20 protein-coding genes are annotated in these 19,039 nt (G+C 38.2%); 15 read left to right on the plus strand and 5 right to left on the minus strand.

The annotated features are described in order from the left end of the window. On the plus strand, positions 1 to 207 hold a 207-nt coding region (locus JOD18_RS17635; protein WP_204670436.1), incomplete at its 5' end, for a hypothetical protein. 198 nt (positions 208 to 405) lie between these two features. Here JOD18_RS17635 and JOD18_RS17640 read toward each other — a convergent pair. Next, positions 406 to 549 (minus strand): hypothetical protein, encoded by a 144-nt coding sequence (locus JOD18_RS17640; RefSeq protein WP_204670437.1) that lies wholly within the window; start codon positions 547 to 549, stop codon positions 406 to 408. 179 nt (positions 550 to 728) lie between these two features. On the opposite strand from JOD18_RS17640, the gene JOD18_RS17645 reads away from it, so the two are divergent. Together JOD18_RS17645 and JOD18_RS17650 are read left to right on the plus strand one after the other, a co-directional pair. Beyond that, complete coding sequence (locus tag JOD18_RS17645; protein WP_204670438.1) at positions 729 to 992, plus strand: hypothetical protein; 264 nt, start codon at positions 729 to 731, stop codon at positions 990 to 992. Between the two features lie 219 nt (positions 993 to 1,211). Beyond that, on the plus strand, positions 1,212 to 1,430 hold the full coding sequence (locus tag JOD18_RS17650) for a hypothetical protein (RefSeq protein ID WP_204670439.1): 219 nt from the start codon (positions 1,212 to 1,214) through the stop codon (positions 1,428 to 1,430). Positions 1,431 to 1,452: 22 nt separating this feature from the next. Here the strand turns inward: JOD18_RS17650 and JOD18_RS17655 are convergent, their stop codons facing one another. After that, positions 1,453 to 1,674 (minus strand): hypothetical protein, encoded by a 222-nt coding sequence (locus JOD18_RS17655; RefSeq protein ID WP_204670440.1) that lies wholly within the window; start codon positions 1,672 to 1,674, stop codon positions 1,453 to 1,455. A gap of 357 nt (positions 1,675 to 2,031) precedes the next feature. On the opposite strand from JOD18_RS17655, the gene JOD18_RS17660 reads away from it, so the two are divergent. Next, positions 2,032 to 2,262: a YolD-like family protein gene (locus tag JOD18_RS17660; protein ID WP_204670441.1), complete on the plus strand. Its 231-nt coding sequence runs from the start codon at positions 2,032 to 2,034 to the stop codon at positions 2,260 to 2,262. Between the two features lie 102 nt (positions 2,263 to 2,364). On the opposite strand, the gene JOD18_RS17665 is transcribed toward JOD18_RS17660, so the two are convergent. Beyond that, complete coding sequence (locus tag JOD18_RS17665) at positions 2,365 to 2,739, minus strand: YhjD family protein (RefSeq protein WP_204670442.1); 375 nt, start codon at positions 2,737 to 2,739, stop codon at positions 2,365 to 2,367. A gap of 63 nt (positions 2,740 to 2,802) precedes the next feature. On the opposite strand from JOD18_RS17665, the gene JOD18_RS24670 reads away from it, so the two are divergent. After that, the gene (locus tag JOD18_RS24670) at positions 2,803 to 2,934 is read left to right on the plus strand and encodes a hypothetical protein (protein WP_275583042.1); all 132 of its coding nucleotides are present in this window, start codon (positions 2,803 to 2,805) and stop codon (positions 2,932 to 2,934) included. Positions 2,935 to 3,359: 425 nt separating this feature from the next. On the opposite strand, the gene JOD18_RS17670 is transcribed toward JOD18_RS24670, so the two are convergent. Further along, positions 3,360 to 3,755, minus strand: coding sequence for a hypothetical protein (locus JOD18_RS17670; protein ID WP_204670443.1), 396 nt, complete (start codon positions 3,753 to 3,755; stop codon positions 3,360 to 3,362). Between the two features lie 737 nt (positions 3,756 to 4,492). Here JOD18_RS17670 and JOD18_RS17675 point away from each other — a divergent pair. From JOD18_RS17675 to yihA, 5 genes are all read left to right on the plus strand, one after another. After that, positions 4,493 to 5,476 (plus strand): hypothetical protein, encoded by a 984-nt coding sequence (locus JOD18_RS17675; RefSeq protein ID WP_204670444.1) that lies wholly within the window; start codon positions 4,493 to 4,495, stop codon positions 5,474 to 5,476. 163 nt (positions 5,477 to 5,639) lie between these two features. Continuing rightward, positions 5,640 to 6,926, plus strand: coding sequence for a trigger factor (gene tig, locus JOD18_RS17680; protein ID WP_204670445.1), 1,287 nt, complete (start codon positions 5,640 to 5,642; stop codon positions 6,924 to 6,926). 603 nt (positions 6,927 to 7,529) lie between these two features. Then, positions 7,530 to 8,807, plus strand: a complete 1,278-nt coding sequence (clpX, locus tag JOD18_RS17685; protein WP_204670446.1) for an ATP-dependent protease ATP-binding subunit ClpX — start codon at positions 7,530 to 7,532, stop codon at positions 8,805 to 8,807. Between the two features lie 408 nt (positions 8,808 to 9,215). Continuing rightward, a complete protein-coding gene (gene lon, locus JOD18_RS17690; protein ID WP_204670447.1) occupies positions 9,216 to 11,546 on the plus strand; it encodes an endopeptidase La in 2,331 nt (776 codons plus the stop codon). Next, positions 11,533 to 12,117, plus strand: coding sequence for a ribosome biogenesis GTP-binding protein YihA/YsxC (gene yihA / locus JOD18_RS17695; protein WP_204670448.1), 585 nt, complete (start codon positions 11,533 to 11,535; stop codon positions 12,115 to 12,117). The genes lon and yihA overlap by 14 nt, the downstream gene beginning before the upstream one ends. A gap of 298 nt (positions 12,118 to 12,415) precedes the next feature. Here yihA and JOD18_RS17700 read toward each other — a convergent pair whose 3' ends face one another. Then, on the minus strand, positions 12,416 to 12,904 hold the full coding sequence (locus JOD18_RS17700) for a LiaI-LiaF-like domain-containing protein (protein WP_338029564.1): 489 nt from the start codon (positions 12,902 to 12,904) through the stop codon (positions 12,416 to 12,418). 339 nt (positions 12,905 to 13,243) lie between these two features. Between JOD18_RS17700 and hemA the strand changes: the two genes are divergently transcribed. The 5 genes from hemA to hemL all read left to right on the plus strand — a co-directional run bounded on the left by hemA (position 13,244) and on the right by hemL (position 18,892). Next, on the plus strand, positions 13,244 to 14,611 hold the full coding sequence (hemA, locus tag JOD18_RS17705; RefSeq protein ID WP_204670450.1) for a glutamyl-tRNA reductase: 1,368 nt from the start codon (positions 13,244 to 13,246) through the stop codon (positions 14,609 to 14,611). 310 nt (positions 14,612 to 14,921) lie between these two features. Then, positions 14,922 to 15,860, plus strand: coding sequence for a hydroxymethylbilane synthase (gene hemC, locus JOD18_RS17710; RefSeq protein WP_204670451.1), 939 nt, complete (start codon positions 14,922 to 14,924; stop codon positions 15,858 to 15,860). Then, positions 15,853 to 16,608, plus strand: coding sequence for a uroporphyrinogen-III synthase (locus JOD18_RS17715; protein WP_204670452.1), 756 nt, complete (start codon positions 15,853 to 15,855; stop codon positions 16,606 to 16,608). Before hemC ends, JOD18_RS17715 begins: the two co-directional genes overlap by 8 nt. After that, a complete protein-coding gene (gene hemB / locus JOD18_RS17720; RefSeq protein WP_204670453.1) occupies positions 16,608 to 17,600 on the plus strand; it encodes a porphobilinogen synthase in 993 nt (330 codons plus the stop codon). Before JOD18_RS17715 ends, hemB begins: the two co-directional genes overlap by 1 nt. A 2-nt stretch (positions 17,601 to 17,602) precedes the next feature. Beyond that, the gene (hemL, locus tag JOD18_RS17725; protein WP_204670454.1) at positions 17,603 to 18,892 is read left to right on the plus strand and encodes a glutamate-1-semialdehyde 2,1-aminomutase; all 1,290 of its coding nucleotides are present in this window, start codon (positions 17,603 to 17,605) and stop codon (positions 18,890 to 18,892) included. Positions 18,893 to 19,039 lie beyond the last annotated feature (147 nt).

Raw genomic sequence — 19,039 nt, forward strand, 5'->3', positions numbered from 1 at the left:
TCTGACCCGAATACTTCATTTAGTCCCTCTTCTTGTAGTAGTGTTAATCTATCAACGGAAGCAGATATTAAAAAAAGGATAGGGGAGTATTATCAGCTGTTTAGTTATCTCGATCTCGTAGGAACAGGCGAACAAGTATATCATGAAATATTAAGTAACTGGAATGCAGACAAAGCGTATCAGGTTAATAGCTGTGGTAACTGGTAAGCATTGTTAAAGAGGCGTTGCCATAAGACCGCATAAAATAATAGCTATATATTGTTTAGTCCTTATCTTTTTTTATTATTTTGGATAAGGACTAAACAATTTTTGTTTTTACAGTAAAATTTATTAGAAGACTTTCCACCATTAGGATTTGAACCTACAGTACCTTGGTGGTGAGGGCATTATTTTTTTCTAATGATATTATTGTCCCTGATTAGTCATATTCGTTGCATTAGAAAGTAATTTTTGCATTTGGCCTCCTTGGCCTTGATTATTCATCATATTGAAAGCTGCAACACCTATACCGATTGAACCAAGCACAGAAAGCCATGGAATATTTCTCATAATAAGATCATCTCCTGAATGTAATTATCGGCTTTTGAAGCCTTTTTTATTTTGTGAAGAAGAAATAAAAAAATGTGTGGAAATCATTTCTCTTCAACATAAAAAAACCTAAAGAATGAATGAAAAATTTAAAATGATTCAAACTAAAATGTGTCAATTAAAATTGTGTGAGGTAAGCCGTGAAAAGAATCATTACTCTAATAATAGCTAGTGCTATCTCAATTGGTGTTTTATCAGCATGTACAATGGATAACGACAATGAGATGGATGATCAGCCAGACGATATCAATTATACGCCTGAACGTAATAATAATGGGAGACCAGATATAGATACTGACCCACGTGATGTAAGAGAGCCAAATGAATATGACACACCTTTTAATATGGATGAAGAAGAGCCAGATCTTGACGAAGAACCTTCTGAGGAAAGAAGAGGTTATTAATTATTCTCTATAAAAAATGCACTTACTATTCACTTAGTATGTAGCAAGCCCCTCATGTGGTGAGGGGCTTGATCTTTTATTAATTATTATTTATACTATACATATTATCTGATCGAAGTAAGATATAAAAATATTTTATTTTTCAACATTTCACTTTTATCTGACTTAGAATATGGCGTTTTCGCTTATCTCGTTGGAGCAACTTTTAAAGCTGAAAACGTGGCAAAAGCTATTGATGTCGAGGGTTCGCTTGACGTTGGAGAACTTTACGAAATCATGGGTGTGTTTTCTTCCAGTGATAAAAATATGATTCGTTTTGCTTTACAATGCTTCAACAGTTCCATTGACGATATTAAACTGGCTGACGTCATGCATGGCTTAGATGGCCAAAACATAAAAGTGATTAAACAAGCGATAGACCTGTTATGGAGGTCATAAATAGAATAAAAATTTTGGCAAATTAAAACGGTCGGTTATAATTTGAATAAGTTAATTCGGAAGTGTTTAATTCAATATCATAAATAAAATAGTCATGATTGGAGGGAATCAGGATGAAACCAAAGAAATTTTTACGCAATTTAGGTGTTTCTATTGGAATCACAAGTGTTATATTCTTTAGTTCAGCGATTACAGCCTCGGCAATGACTCCACTAAAATGTGAACCAACGTGGAATGGAGGCATGAAAGTACATTATGCTCCCATTCAGGTTCGATGACATCACACAAAATAAAAAAGCCTATCTTCCCGTACAGTTGATAGGCTTTTTTATTTTGTTTAAAAATACAAGTACACACGTTCTTATTTTTGTGCTACCCTAATAGAAACAAACGTTCTTATAGGAGGCATACAATTGAAACCTAATGAGAAAATTATGATTTATTATATGGACAAAAGCAATAAAGTCACTCAACGCATTATAAGGATCATAGAGATTAAAGACACACACATTATTGCTTACTGCTACTATCGCAAGCAGGTGCGGAGTTTTAAACGGGCGAACATTTTATCATATGGATCGGCAAGAAAGAGGGTAGGAGCATGAATGTCAATGATCGAGGAAATAAAAAGTGGTCAGCTATGACGTTGCCAGAACATGTTGTTGAACTTAAAAAGTTGAGAAAAGAAGTGTCACTACAACAAAAACCAACAATTGATGAACAACAATTTCAGGAGTTTAATTTTCGTTTGGCTTTAGCCCAAAAAGACAATTTATTAGTAGAGGTTAGCTACTATCAAGACGGTGAGATTAAGTCCGTAAAGGCTATATAGACATGATTAATTATGCAGATGATTATATAGTTGTTGGTCAACGCAAGTTTTATCCAACTGATATAACAGACGTCACTATATTATAAAAAAATAGCACCATTTTTAGGTGCCCATCTTGTATTCGACGGATTCAAACAGTTCTTCAATAATACCTCTCACTTTCTTTCTAATCGCAGGGTTATAATAACTGCGCTGTTCTTCTTGGTTTCCCAAAATAAAAGTATATACGGTAAAGTCACCTCTTTGGCCTGACCGCACCACTTTCAGCTTATGATCCAGCATTTTTATTTTTAAAACTTGCCGTTCTTCCTTTGCCATCTGTATAGATGATTCTAACAGATTTATAAATGGTTCGTTGATCCGGAATATATGACTTTTATGGATTTGTTTCAAATCATACTCTAATACCTTAATGACCATGGACAAAAACAAGTACCTGCTAGCTATTTTATATTCTTCATCAGATAAATATCGCAAGATGTTCACTCCTTAAAAAAAGAACATTTGTTCTCATTATATAAGTTAGGGAGTAAATTATCAATGGCAATTTTATCAAATGAAACTGAGTATATATTATATAGAAGAAATTTTTATATTAAAAAAGACAAAGATTTTTCCGGGGTTGAATTGGGGTTGAAATTAAAATTATTTAAAAATAAACAAGCAAAATGAAGCATAATATAAACTATTAATATTCCAATAAAACCTTATCAATCATAAAGGTTGTTACTTAGCCTTATCAAAAACTACAGCCTTCTAAGCTGTGGGTCGGGAGTTCGAATCTCTCCTGGGACGTTTCTAAGATAAATGCCAATCCCTTTTGTTATTAAGGGCTTGGTATTTTTGTTTATTAGCTTATCTCGGCAACCTATTTCAAGATTTTGTGGGATTTCCACCCAAGTGGGGGATAAAGATTCCTCCTACTAAATAATAGCCCGATCTATCTGGTGAATGTTTGAACAATCTTCTTTCTAAAAATATGATTTTTATAAATGATAAAGTAATACCAACCTGCTTGTTTTATCTTTAGTAATTGATCTAGAAAATACAAAGCAGCCGTCCTCAGCATTTCGTGAGAACGGTTGCTTTCGTCTATATTAACTTTCCATTTTTAGAATATATAACTCCCGATCATGCTCGCCAATTTTCTTATCAAAATAGTCAAGGTCCTTTTTACGGACAAAAGACTCAAGCTGTTTCTCAATTCTGGTTTGCCCTTCCATAAGATTACCTGCGTTTTCAACCAAGATGTCTTGCTTCCTCTCAAAGGTATCTTGCTTTTCTTTTAGCCCACCTACATCTGTTTTTAAGTCGTTTACATCTGTTTTTAGCCCACCTACATCTGCTTTTAAGTCGTTTACACCTGTTGTTAGTCCACCCACATCTCTTTTTAGTTCGGCGAACCTTTTTTCGGTATTCTCCGATAGATCTTTTAACTGTTTGAGGATTGCAACTTGTCCATCAATAAGCTGATTGATGAATTTTTCCGCCATTTTGTTCGCTCCTTCTGCCTTATTTAAGTATTATTTATTTTCCGCCATTTTATCGCTTTGGTCAAGGGAGCATATTCTTATTATTAATTGCGGTTTGTTAAAGAAAATAGTGCTTTTCTATCAAAAAAGTTCTATATGTCTGTCCTTTTAGATGGAAATAGTAATGTAAGTTATTTTTTTAGGTGAGACAGTTTCTTCATTAAACCCCTTCAGTGGTAGTGTATTTAGCAAAAGGAACTGAACAACCTTCTAACGCAAAAGGATTTACATTTGGCTGATTCCACAAACCGCAGCTTGAGGAATAGCAGGTGAAGAAATCAATTTCCTTTTGACTTCGGCTAATTATGTAGAAGTCAAGTATTTTCAAGCAGGTAATATAAACATCATTAAAGGCTACACAGATGCCATTAATTATTATATAGAGACATACATCATGATTGGAAAGAAAAAACTCGATATATTAGGTGTTGTTATATGATAAAAAATGTCTTGAGAGAATCTGGGCATAAACAGGTATAAACAAACCTGTAAAAGCTTATTATTAAGAAAAGAGCAAAAACTGCGAGGAGTCAGTTTTACAGATAGCCAAGTTTTATCTTATGACGGTTTCTTTTCCCGACTCCTAGTATAAATAACCAAGTATTAGGGTAAGTTATCTCCTGTTACCCTTGAGTAACGGGGCAATACACATTATAATGAAACCTACACAACTATTAACAGGAAAGGCAGGTGACCTAATGAGAGAAAATCAAGAGAAAATAATTATGCTGCCTCAGTGGAGGGAACAACTAGAACAGCGGGCGACACAGGCTATGCAGGATAATCACTTTAGAGAGGCATATGATTATTTTCACCAATTAACAGAGAACGGTGTCCATTCACATGAAGTAATGACAGGAAAATTGATTTGCATGATGGAATTAAATATGCAGATGGAAGCAGAAGAATTATGTGAACAGCTGATAGCTAAGAAAGATCATTATTACCCTTCCTATATACATATATATGCAACGTTGTTATTTCAGTTAAGTAAGTATGAAGAAGTCATGTTCCTGATTGATGATGCACTAAAAGAAGAGATACCTGATCATATCAGAAGCCAGTTACAGCATGTATATCAGTTAAGCGAAGAGCTTCAGCACCAAGAAGATGAGAAATCTTTTACAGAAGTAACGGCACAGTTGGAACAAGCGATTGATAGTAATAACAGTCGGCAACAATGGTATATGATCAAGCGGCTGATTGGAATGGGAATCTACAAACGAATTTCCATCTATCAGGAGTTACTTACTCGTTCAGATATTCACCCGGTTGTCAAAACAGCGCTATTAGAATATTTTCAAAAGGCAGAAATCAAGACACCCATACATATTGAAAAATTTAATTTAACAGCTGATTTAATGTTGAAACTAGAGGAGCCGATCATCCCTGCCTCATTTTTTTCAGGTGTTACGTACTACTTAGATGATGTCCTGCAAGAAGATCCAACGAAATATCAAATGATTCAATTTATATTAGAGCGTTTTGCTTATGTATATACGCCATTTTTGCCGCAGAAAGAGGATTATCAATTATTGGCAGAGGCCTTATTACATTATGTCAGTAAAAGTTTTCAGTTGCCGGATGAAGCAAGCCAGAGTCATGAGGCTGTTATGAAACAGCATTATCTGGATATGATTACACTATCCGATAAGTTGTACACTTCTATCTTAGATATTTAGCATATAAAGGTCAAAATAAATTGCAAAAAAATAATACATACATTATTATTATTGAAAGCAAATGCAATTGTGTTATAATATAATGGTTGCAATTTGCGTTCGGTCGGGGTAAATAGAATGAACGACAAAATATACAAAGTTTTTATGTTGGAGGGAATTTAGAATGACAGCAAAATGGGAAAAGCAAGAGGGGAACGAAGGCGTCCTTACGATTGAAGTAGAGGCGGATAAATTTAACGAAGCATTAGATCAAGCATTCAAAAAGGTAGTAAAGCAAGTACAAGTTCCTGGCTTCCGTAAAGGTAAAATGCCAAGAGGTATGTTTGAGAAACGTTTTGGTGTAGAATCATTATACCAAGATGCCGTAGATATTATTCTTCCTGGTGCATACAGTGAAGCTGTTGATGAAGTAGGAATTGAGCCTGTTGATCAGCCGGAAATTGATATTGAGCAAATTGAAAAAGGCAAAAACCTTATCTTCACTGCAAAAGTAACTGTAAAACCTGAAGTGAAACTTGGGAACTACAAAGGCTTAGAAGTAGAAGAAGAGGACACAGAAGTAACAGATGAAGATGTCGAAGCGGAAATTAAAAAACAACAAGAACAACAAGCAGAGTTAGTTGTCAAAGAAGAAGGAGCCATTGAAGATGGAGATACAGCGGTTATCGACTTCGAAGGATTTGTTGATGGAGAAGCTTTCGAAGGCGGACAAGCAGATAATCATTCATTAGAAATTGGTTCTGGTTCCTTTATCCCAGGTTTTGAAGAACAGCTTATCGGTAAAAAAGCAGGAGAAGAAACAGAAGTAGAAGTTACATTTCCTGAAGAATACCACGCAGAAAACTTAGCTGGTAAAGAAGCAACATTCAAAGTGAAAATTCATGAAGTAAAAGCAAAAGAACTTCCAGAATTAGACGATGAATTTGCCAAAGATATAGATGATGAAGTAGAAACACTAGCAGAACTAAAAGAAAAGACAAAGAAACGTCTTCAAGAACAAAAAGAAAACCAAGCAGACGCTGACAAACGTGAATCACTTGTTCAACAAGCTTCTGATAATGCCGAAATAGATATTCCGGAAGCAATGGTACAGTCGGAGTTGGATCGCATGGTGCAGGAATTTGAACAAAGATTACAAATGCAAGGCATGACTTTAGAAATGTATTCTCAATTCTCTGGGCAAGACGAAGATGCATTGAAAGAACAAATGAAAGAAGATGCTGCAAAGCGTGTAAAGACAAACCTTACCCTCGAAGCTATTGGAGCAGCAGAGAATGTAGAAGTGACAGAAGAAGATATCGAGAAAGAATTAGAAAGCATGGCTACTATGTATAACATGGAAATCGATCAAATCAAACAAGCGCTTGGTGGAAACACGCTAGCTCTTCAAGATGATTTGAAATTTAAAAAAGCAATTGATGTGTTAGTAGATAACAGCAAAACAAAATAGTAAGTCTTTTATCGCAGTAAGATTCCCGCTTCAAGAAATAAGGGAACACGTTATTTCTAAGGAGACCCAACAGCCAGTATCGGTTCGATTGGTTCCAGTGGGAGCCTACTGAACAAACTTTCACTTTAACACGAGTCATTTAAAGAAAACAAGGTGCTTTAGCCGGTACCTTGTTTTCGTACATCCATACCGTTTTTTCAGTTATCGGGAAACGAGAATGACTCTTCCATTACATACATATATATTTAAGAATAATCGTTATAATGATCATAGACATAACATAATACAGCGTCTTTATTTCAGATTATAACAATAGGCGCTGTCCATCATTCTTTTTAGCGTTCAATTCTTCAAAGGGAGCTGTCTTCGCCCTTTTTCCATACAAATGACTCATATCGTAATCAAAAACGGCTGTCAAGGATGAACCAGTCAAAAATGGTGCAAACTAGTTGTAATGTGATCTAATGCTTGGTAGGCTGTTATCGTGATAATGTGTATCACTTTGTTATTTTGAAACAATTTGATATGATTACCTAAAGGTAGGATTTTCTAAGGTTGTTTTGTTGTATAAATGGCTATATTTTTGAACAAGGGGTGAAAGACATGTATAAATTTAACGAAGAAAAAGGTAAAGGTCAGCTTAAATGTTCTTTTTGCGGAAAAAGCCAAGATCAGGTTCGCAAGTTAGTAGCAGGGCCGAACGTTTATATATGTGATGAATGTATAGAGTTATGCACAGAAATTGTGGAAGAGGAATTAGGAATTGAAGAGGAAGTGGAATATAAAGAAATTCCAAAACCACAAGAAATCTGTGAAATTTTAGATGATTACGTAATTGGACAACAACAGGCTAAACGTAATTTATCTGTTGCTGTCTACAACCACTATAAACGTATCAATTCTCCGAAGTCGAAGGATGAGGTGGAATTATCCAAAAGTAATATCGCTATGATTGGGCCAACTGGTAGCGGAAAAACACTATTAGCTCAGACTCTGGCACGTATTTTGAATGTGCCGTTTGCCATTGCTGACGCTACTTCATTAACCGAAGCTGGTTATGTGGGCGAAGACGTGGAAAATATCCTGTTAAAGCTTATCCAAGCCGCTGATTATGATGTAGAAAAAGCAGAAAAAGGAATCATCTATATTGATGAAATTGATAAGGTGGCTCGCAAATCAGAAAATCCATCGATTACTCGTGATGTATCTGGTGAAGGGGTACAGCAGGCACTTCTCAAAATATTAGAAGGAACGACCGCTAGTGTACCGCCACAAGGGGGCAGAAAACACCCACATCAGGAGTTTATTCAAATTGATACAACAAATATCTTATTCATTTGTGGTGGAGCATTTGATGGTATTGAACAAATCATCAAGCGTCGTTTAGGAAAGAAGGTTATTGGTTTCGGTGCGGAAGCAGAAAATCAAGAACTGGATAAATCCACTTTATTATCAAAAGTACTCCCAGAAGATTTATTGCGTTTTGGTTTAATTCCAGAATTTATTGGCCGTTTACCGGTTATTGGGAGTTTAGAGCCACTAGATCAAGCAGCCTTAGTTGAAATTCTAACGAAACCAAAGAATGCGCTGGTAAAACAATACAATAAACTATTCGAAATAGATAATGTGGAATTAGAATTTGAAGCAGGTGCTTTAGAAGCTGTTGCAGAGAAGGCCATTGAGCGCAAAACTGGTGCTCGTGGATTGCGTTCTATCTTAGAAGGCATTATGTTGGATGTGATGTTTGAACTGCCTTCACGTGATGATGTCAAGAAGTGTATTATTACGAAAGAAACGGTAGTATCTGAAAATGGCCGTCCAAAGCTGGTTCATGAGGATGGTACGATTATCGATCTTAAATCACCAAAAGAGAGCGCGTAAAGAATAAATCCCTTGTTTATTTAACAAGGGATTTTGTATTCTTTTTATCTTTTTGGGGAAGATTTAAATAAGCACGTTGCATAAGGATTTACAAACAGACAAAACTTCATTAAACTGTTAACAAAGCAAATAGGTCTTTTTCCATAGTTCAGATCTGTGGCATAAAAGCAGCAAAATACTGTTACGGCTACTTTCTGAAAATATTTTTTATAAATATGGGACAAGTTAACCAGACAGTAGTGGTCACCTGCTTCTGAACAAGAACCATTTTGCACCTTATGCATGTATACAAGGAACAAATTCTGCTTAAATTGCGTTTCACTTACAACTACAATTTTAATTTACCTTTCGTTGCAGTGTTACAAACTGCCGATAGGCTTCACACAAGTAGCTAGACGGAGGTGTCATATGACAACCAAATTTATACATATACCATTATTGCCATTAAGAGGGTTGATCGTTTTTCCTGGCATGATCATTCATTTAGATGTCGGTCGGGAGAAATCTATTCAATCATTAGAAAAAGCTATGATGAATGACCAGCACATTTTTTTAGCTGCCCAAAAGGAAAGCGGATTGGATGATCCAAAGGCGAAAGACATTCATGAAATAGGTTCTGTGGCGAAAGTTAATCAAATGTTGAAACTTCCAAATGGAACAATGAGAGTGTTGATTGAAGGGGTATACCGTGCTAGGATACACCAATTTATCAATGAGGACCAGCAATTTTTTGTGGAAATTGAAGAATTGGAAGATCATCATGATAACCTGGCTGAAGAAGTAGCATTAATGCGCGCTCTACTGGAGCAGTTTGAACATTATACTAAAATCTCGAAAAAAGTAACGAAAGAAACCTTGGCCACTGTGAACGATATCGAAGATCCTAGTAACTTTGCTGACATTGTTGCTTCACATATTACCTTGAAAATGTCGGATAAACAGACCATCTTAGAAACACTAGAGGTGAAAGCTCGTTTACAGAAATTGCTTGATATTATCTCTAATGAGAAAGAAGTGCTGGAACTAGAGAGAAAAATAGGGCAGCGTGTCAAAAAATCGATGGAAGAAACGCAAAAAGAATATTACTTACGAGAACAAATGAAGGCCATTCAGAAGGAACTCGGAGATAAGGATGGCAAAACAGGCGAAATAGCAGACCTGCGCAAGGCAATAGAAGAAAAAAACTTGCCAGATCGGATTGTAGAAGTGTTGGAAAAAGAATTAGCGAGATATGAAAGAGTCCCACAAAGTTCAGCAGAAAGTTCAGTAATTCGAAACTATATCGATTGGATATTATCTCTGCCGTGGTCAGAACAGACAACAGATAATTTAGATATTCAGCATGCCAAAGAAATATTGGATGCCGACCATTATGGCTTGGAGAAAGTTAAAGATCGTGTACTGGAATATTTAGCTGTCCAAAAGTTAACCGACTCACTGAAAGGACCTATTTTATGTCTGGTAGGACCACCAGGTGTAGGAAAGACCTCATTGGCACGGTCGGTAGCAAAGGCGGTCGATCGTCATTTTGTTCGTATTTCCCTGGGAGGGGTTAGAGACGAGGCTGAGATTAGAGGGCATCGCCGTACCTATATTGGCGCTATGCCTGGCCGGATTATTCAAGGGATGAAAAAGGCAGAAACAATAAATCCTGTGTTCCTGCTGGACGAGATTGACAAGATGTCCAATGATTTTAGGGGAGATCCCTCATCTGCCATGTTGGAGGTTTTGGACCCTGAGCAAAACAGTACGTTCAGTGATCACTATTTAGAAGAGGTTTATGATCTATCTAAGGTTATGTTTATTGCTACTGCCAATAATTTAGCTACCGTTCCGCGTCCATTATTAGATCGGATGGAAGTTATTACAATCGCAGGATATACTGAATTAGAGAAGCTCCATATTGCCAAACAACACTTGCTCCCTAAACAGATGGAAGAAAATGGATTAAAGAAAGGGCAGCTGCAAATGAAAGACCCGGCGCTGCTAAAGTTGATTCGTTTATATACACGAGAAGCAGGTGTGCGAGGCTTGGAACGTCAGCTTGCCTCTCTCTGTCGAAAAGCGGCAAAGCTTATTGTTGCAGGGGAGAGGAAACGGGTAGTAGTGACAGAGAAGCAAATAGAGTCTCTTCTCGGTAAACCACAATTCCGCTATGGTATGATGGAACAGGATGATCAAATAGGTGCAGCAACAGGACTTGCCTATACGTCAGCTGGTGGCGATATCTTGTCAATTGAAGTCAGCTTAGCGAAAGGCAAAGGGAAGCTTACTTTGACAGGCAAATTAGGAGATGTAATGAAAGAGTCTGCTCAAGCAGCCTTAAGCTATATCAGATCCCGTGCAGATGCATTGGAGATTGATCCAGATTTCCTTGACAAGAATGATATTCATATTCATGTACCTGAGGGAGCAACACCGAAGGATGGCCCTTCCGCAGGGATTACCATGGCAACGGCACTTGTTTCCGCCTTAACTGGCCGGCCAGTCCGTAAAGAAGTAGGTATGACTGGTGAGATTACATTAAGGGGGCGAGTGCTTCCGATAGGCGGATTAAAAGAGAAATCACTTAGTGCCCATCGAGCTGGTATTACAACGATTATCATTCCAGCCGATAATCAAAAAGACTTAGATGATATTCCGGAAAGTGTAAAAGAGCAAGTTACCTTTATCCCAGTTAATCATTTAGATACTGTGTTAAGGTATGCATTATTGGAGGAGAAACATGAAGGTCAATAAAGCCGAAATTGTCATTAGCGCCGTCTCAGAAAAACAATATCCTCAAGACCAATGGGCAGAGATCGCCTTAGCGGGCCGATCCAATGTTGGGAAATCGTCTTTCATTAATAAATTAATTAATCGTAAAAATTTAGCGAGAACATCGTCTAAACCGGGGAAAACACAGACGCTTAATTTCTATAATATCAATGATGCCTTTTATTTTGTTGATGTTCCAGGCTATGGCTATGCCAAAGTCTCGAAGAAAGAGCGGGAAAAATGGGGCCGGATGATGGAAGAGTACTTCTCCTTACGGGAAACCTTACGTTTAACCGTATTAATTGTAGATATTCGCCATCATCCAACAGAAGATGATATCATGATGTATGATTTTCTTAAGCATTATGATATTCCGGTATTAGTAATTGCAACAAAAGTAGATAAAATTCCTAAAAATAAAAAAGTTGCCCATATCAAACGTGTTATTGAAACATTAGAGATGGAAACAGAAGACACAGTTATCCCATTCTCTGCTGAGACTGGCGAGGGAAAAGAGGATGTATGGAACTATTTAAAGCAGTATATAAAGTGAGTTTTACATGAGCTGGTGCCCGTTTGACACAAAACAACGACTTGTCTTTATAGAGGAGACAAGCCGTTGTTTTATCTTTCCAGCAGAAAAAGGATAACAGGGAAATCAGTTTATGCTGTATATTTCAGATAGACAAACTGTTTGCAAGGATGTTGTGCTTCACTCTTCTTGTGATGGCTGAGGTTCTGAATACATCTGAAGGTGTAGAACGTGCATAAGCAGTGTTCTTTTGGAAAAGATACACTTAAGAAGGACAATTTCTTCAGTATATCTTTTCCAGAAGCAAAATGATCGAGCATTATTTCTTTTTGAACAAGAGATAAACTCCCAGTCCAATGAGAAGAATGGGCCAAAATCTTTCCAGCCAGCTCATCACTTCGGCAATCCAGCTAAACCAGCCGGGTTGTTTATCCACAAAGATAACGAAAAGCGAAAACAGAAGTAATAATATCCCGGGAAGAAACCCTTTTTTTGTTTTAAAGGCCCGAATCAGAAAGGCCAATGCAATAATTAATACATACATTCCCCAATGATCGACCCAGAAACCATACTGGGTAATTCCGTGGAAGTGAATACCGAATCCAAGTAACAGGACACCGGGGAAGATTTGCTTATGTTCCTTACTGGTAAAGGCATAAATGAGAAAGGACGCGCCGACTAATATAAGCAAGGTAGGCCAAGAATAAAAGTTAGTAAAGATCGGCAGCCGTAATTCTCTTAATAAAAAGAATACGCCGATTCCGATTAATAAATAAGCAACTAAACCATTCTTCTTCAAATGAAACACTCCTACATTAAAATTATTATTAATTTAAACTTATTTTCTTGAAAAAATATTTTGAATATGCTAAAGTACAACATGAATGAAAACATAAATCGATGTGTTAGCGTCTGTTATCCCTCATTTCATGCTTCTCTTTGAGAGAAAAAAATGGTTACTCCGGGATAATCAAACCTCGCTATATTTTATCACAGCACCATCCGAACTTCTACTAGGTACTACTAGTTAGGAGAATACCTATAAACGGTTGAAAACTGTTCATAAAATCATCACGAAATAAGCATAGAAACATGTTATAATATAACTAATTATGTGTCAGGCTTTTGTTTTTTGGGGGTAGATAACGTGCACATTATAGCAGCCGGAATAAATTATAAAACAGCACCTCTGGAAGTTAGAGAAATGCTGACTTTTAGAGAAGATACGCTAGTAGAAGCAATGAGAGAATTAAACAATCAGAAAAGCATTCTGGAGAATGTGATTATTTCCACATGCAATCGGACAGAGATATACGCAGTGGTTGACCAGCTCCATACGGGCAGGTTTTTTGTGAAACAGTTCTTGGCGGACTGGTTTGGAATTGATAAGGACACATTTCTTCCACATCTAATCGTATATGAGAATGATGCCGCAGTAGAGCATTTGTTTCGTTTAGCTTGCAGTCTGGAATCGATGGTAATTGGAGAGACACAGATTCTTGGGCAAGTACGCAAAAACTTTTTGTTGGCTCAAGAATATAAACTCACAGGAACGATTTTTAATGAATTATTTAAACAGGCGGTTACGGTTGGGAAGAAAAGCCAACGCAGTACGGCAATTGGTGAGAATGCGGTATCGGTTAGTTATGCAGCAGTGGAACTGGCCAAGAAACTCTTCACTAACCTTCAAGACAAACATGTTGTCATCATCGGTGCTGGGAAAATGGGAGAACTAGCAGCTAAGAATGTTTACGGTTCTGGGGCAAAACAAGTAACAGTAGTGAATCGAACGATTGAAAAAGCAGAGCAGCTGGCTAGGCAGTTTAATGGGGAAGCGAAATCTGATAAAGAGCTGGATACTATTTTGCAGGAGGCCGATATTGTGATTAGTTCAACTGGTTCTGAGCAATATGTGGTGACTAAGCAGTCAGTTCAGAAAGTAGCAAATGAACGTCAGGGGCGCCCGCTTTTTTTAGTGGATATTGCTGTACCACGAGATTTAGATCCGCAATTGGCAGAATTAGACGATGTATTTTTATATGACATTGATGATTTACAGGATGTGGTGGATTCAAATATGCAAGTGCGGAAAGACGCTGCACAGGAAATCGAGTTGTGGATTGAAGAAGAGATAGTGGCCTTTAATGAGTGGTTCAATACACTAGGTGTAGTTCCTATTATTACTGCATTGCGCGAACAAGCATTATCGATTCAAAAAGAAACCATGAAAAGTATCGAGCGTAAGATACCCGAACTGACCGAACGTGAACGGAAGGTATTAAATAAACATACAAAAAGTATTGTGAACCAAATATTAAAGCAGCCAATTCTGCAGGCAAAGGAACTTGCCGGACAGTCGGATGCACGAGAGGCATTATCACTTTTTAAACAAATTTTTAATATTGAGGATCAAGTGGAAGAGCCTTTGCGTTTAAAGGAACAGGATAAGGTCATTAATTTGGAACAAACAAAGGAAATGACGTTTCACAACCTGCAAAACATCTCAAATCATTAACCACTAACGACAAGAAGTGGATCTGTTCTTAGCAGATTACCTTAGTTGCGATCCTAAAAAAAAGCCGGTTTCTGACATAGGTCTCATATTTTCAGGACTGCAGCTTAATTGGCTGAATGGCAAAGAATCAAAAGATAACGGGTTAGTTATTACATTTTTTCTTGGCACGTCATCCAGTCCTGAATGGGATTGGGGTGCCCGAATAGACCAGACGATAAGCTGGCTACTTACAATGGTTTGGAGGATTTCCAGCCATTTTTTTATTCTGTATAAGGAATAAGAATTTATCTTGGTAAAAAGGTGGATGAATATGCGTAAAATTGTGGTTGGTTCAAGAAGGAGCAACTTAGCGATTACACAATCGGAATGGGTTATTAAGCAATTACAAGAACGAGTCGGTGATCAGTACGAGTTTGAAATCAAACGAATTGTCACAAAAGGTGATCAAATCTTGGACGTCACTTTGTCCAAAGTTGGTGGTAAAGGTTTATTTGTTAAGGAAATCGAAAAAGCGATGTACGATAAAGAAATCGACTTTGCGGTACATAGCATGAAGGATATGCCAGCAGTATTGCCGGATGGTTTAGTAATTGGTGCGATTCCAGTCCGTGAAGACCATCGTGATGCCTTTATTTCCAACCATCATATTAAATTGTCCGATTTACCAGCGGGAGCCGTAGTAGGAACAAGCAGTCTGCGCAGAGGTTCACAAATTTTGGCAAATCGGCCGGATTTAAAAATTCAGTGGATACGTGGAAATATTGAAACAAGGCTAAACAAGCTGAAGGAAGAGAATTATGATGCTATTATCTTAGCGGCGGCCGGGTTAAAGCGCATGAATTGGGATGAGAGTATTGTAACAGAGTACTTAGAGCCTGAGCGTTGTGTACCAGCAGTTGGTCAAGGGGCTCTGGCAATTGAATGCCGTGAAGATGATCATGAGTTATTGGAATTATTGACGCAAATTAATGATGACTATACCGCTAAAACAGTGACGGCAGAACGCACCTTCCTTGAGTTATTAAATGGTGGATGTCAGGTACCGATTGGTGCTTATGCTTATCTGGATGGAGAGGCATTCGTTTTGACTGCTTTGGTAGGGAGCAGTGATGGAAATACGATCCTCAAAGAAGTAGTAAGGGGAACAGACCCTGTCCAAGTCGGAACAGAAGCGGCTGAAAGACTCCAAAGGCAAGGGGCAAAGCAATTAATAGCTGAGGCAATGGAGGTTAATCAGTCAAATGAATAACCCTCTGGCAGGTAAACGGATTATGATAACGAGGGAAACAACACAGGCAGTACCTTTGGCACAACTGTTAGAAAATCAGGGAGCTGTCTGTGAACGAGTGCCATTACTGCGATTTGAGCCGTTATATCATCATCTGGAACAGCCGCCAATCGATGAATTGGATTGGCTGTTTTTCACAAGTACTAATACTGTTCGTTTTTTTTATGAATGGTGTCAGTTGAGAGGGACCACAGTTACAAATAAAATTGCTTCGGTTGGCAAAAAGACATCGATGGAATTAAAACGACTAGGTTATACCGTAGACTTCGAGCCTTCTGTTTATAGTGGAGAAAACATGGTGAAAGAGTTTATTCAACAATATGGAAAAAAACGAATTGGCATTATCTGTGGGGCAAGTGCTCGCAGGGAAATCCCCGAGATGCTGACAAAGGCAGGTATATATTTTAAAAAAATAGTAATATATCGTACAATAAAAAATGAACAAGTAAGCCGAGACCTGAATCAATTAGTTCAACAAGTAGATGCTGTTTTTTTTACCAGCCCTTCCACGGTTTCTGCCTTTGAGCAGTTTCTCTCTCCGCAGCAATTTTACATAGCACGTAGGCAATTAACTGCTGTAGCGATTGGAAAGACGACAGCACAGGCATTAGAACAGAGATATTTTGAACAGATTATCTTCCCAGAAACATATACCGTAGAAGAGATGGTTCAGGTCTATATAGAATATATCAGAAAAGGTGGTAGCTAATGGCAGCAGCAAAATTTGACCGTCATCGACGGTTGCGTCAATCAAGTCTGATGAGACAGTTGGTAAGAGAAACAGAAATACGAGTGGACGATTTGGTTTACCCGCTGTTTGTGGTGGAAGGCCGAGATATAAGAACAGAAGTGAGTTCCATGCCTGGAGTATTTCAACTATCATTAGATCGCTTGGATGAAGAGATCGATGAATTGTTGGCATTAGGCATATCATCTGTTTTATTATTTGGTATTCCCGCAGAGAAGGACGAAATTGGTTCAGGTGCTTATGATTCAGAAGGCATCGTTCAGCAAGCCATGCGTCAGATCAAACGCAAAACAGAACAAATTTTAATTATTGCTGATACTTGTCTTTGTGAATATACGTCACATGGGCACTGTGGTGTCATTGTAGATGGGGATGTAGATAATGATCAGTCGTTGCCGCTTCATGTAAAAACGGCGATTTCACAAGCCGAGGCAGGTGCCGATATTATTGCTCCTTCCAATATGATGGATGGATTTGTGGCTGAAATTAGACAAGGATTGGATGAGGCTGGTTATACTGATGTACCGATTATGTCATATGCCGTCAAGTATGCTTCTGCCTTCTATGGTCCATTCAGAGATGCAGCAGATAGCACCCCGCAGTTCGGTGACCGCAAGACTTATCAGATGGATCCAGCCAACCGTTTAGAAGCTTTACGGGAAGCGCAGTCTGATATGGAAGAAGGTGCTGACTTTCTAATCGTTAAACCGGCACTAGCCTATATGGATATTATTCGTGAAGTAAGAAATGCACATGACGTTCCAGTGGTTGCCTACAATGTGAGTGGTGAATATTCATTGGTGAAGGCGGCAAGCTTAAACGGCTGGGTAGATGAGGAAGCGATTGTGATCGAGAAATTGACAGCTATGAAACGAGCAGGTGCTGATATTATCATTACCTATTTTGCTAAGGATGTTGCAAGATGGTTGCAACAGGACCAAGGGGGGAAATAAGCATGTTAGAAAACCAAAAATCATTGGACGCTTATAAAGAATCCGTAGATTTAATGCCTGGTGGTGTCAATTCACCGGTGCGAGCTTTTAAGTCAGTTGGGATGAGTCCTATTTATATGGATCATGGCAAAGGATCTAAGATTTACGATATTGATGGAAATGAATACATCGATTATGTCTTAAGCTGGGGGCCATTAATTCTAGGGCATGCAGATCAACGTGTTGTTAGCAAGCTAAAGGAGACAGCGGAGAAGGGAACAAGCTTTGGTGCACCTACTTTATTAGAAAATGAATTAGCGCAGTTAGTGATTGACCGAGTGCCATCGATTGAAATGGTGCGCATGGTGAACTCAGGTACAGAGGCTACGATGAGTGCTTTGCGTTTGGCAAGAGGTTATACAGGCAGAAACAAAATCCTTAAGTTTGAAGGGAACTATCATGGTCATGGTGATTCCTTGCTTATTAAGGCAGGATCTGGAGTGGCGACTTTAGGATTGCCAGATAGTCCTGGTGTACCGGAAAGTGTGGCACAGCACACAATTACCGTTCCATATAATGATTTTGACAGTGTGCGTTATGCCTTTGAACAATTTGGGGATGATATTGCGGCAGTGATTGTCGAGCCGGTTTCTGGCAATATGGGAGTAGTACCTCCAGTTAATGACTTCTTGCAGTTATTGAGAGACATCACCGAGCAATATCAATCTTTATTGATTTTTGATGAAGTAATGACTGGTTTTCGTGTTGGCTTTCATTGTGCGCAAGGTCATTTTAATGTCACACCTGATTTAACTTGTCTTGGCAAAGTAATTGGCGGAGGCCTTCCGGTTGGTGCTTATGGAGGTAAACGTGAAATTATGGAACGTATTGCTCCTGTCGGAGATATCTATCAAGCCGGAACGCTTTCTGGTAATCCGTTAGCGATGACGGCAGGATTGGAGACATTGAAGGCATTGGATCGTTCTAGTTATGAGGAAATAAATAAGAAAGTAGATCATTTAGTAGAAGGTTATCGTCTAGCAGCTGATAAACACCAAATTCCGTTACAAATTAACCGAGTAGGCTCGATGGTTGGTGTTTTCTTTGCAGAAGAGCCAGTCATTAACTATGAAACAGCTTCTAAATCGGATACAGGATCCTTTGCCAGCTACTATCGCACAATGGCGGCAGAAGGTGTGTTCCTGCCTCCGTCGCAATTTGAAGGTTTATTCCTATCAACCGCACATAGTGATGACGATATTAAACGTACGATTATAGCAGCGGAAAAAGCCTTTGCCAAACTTGCAAAATAAATATCATGATAACCACCAAGCATATGCTCCTGCTTGGTGGTTTTTTAATGGTCACCAGGAAATTATAAAATACTCGCTTGTGGATAACTAGTTGCAAACGAATAGTCATGCCTGCGGAAAGCGACTTCTTGTAGCGGACATCTATCT

The organism is Gracilibacillus alcaliphilus, assembly GCF_016909015.1.
GTDB classification, from domain to species: Bacteria; Bacillota; Bacilli; order Bacillales; family Amphibacillaceae; genus Gracilibacillus; species Gracilibacillus alcaliphilus.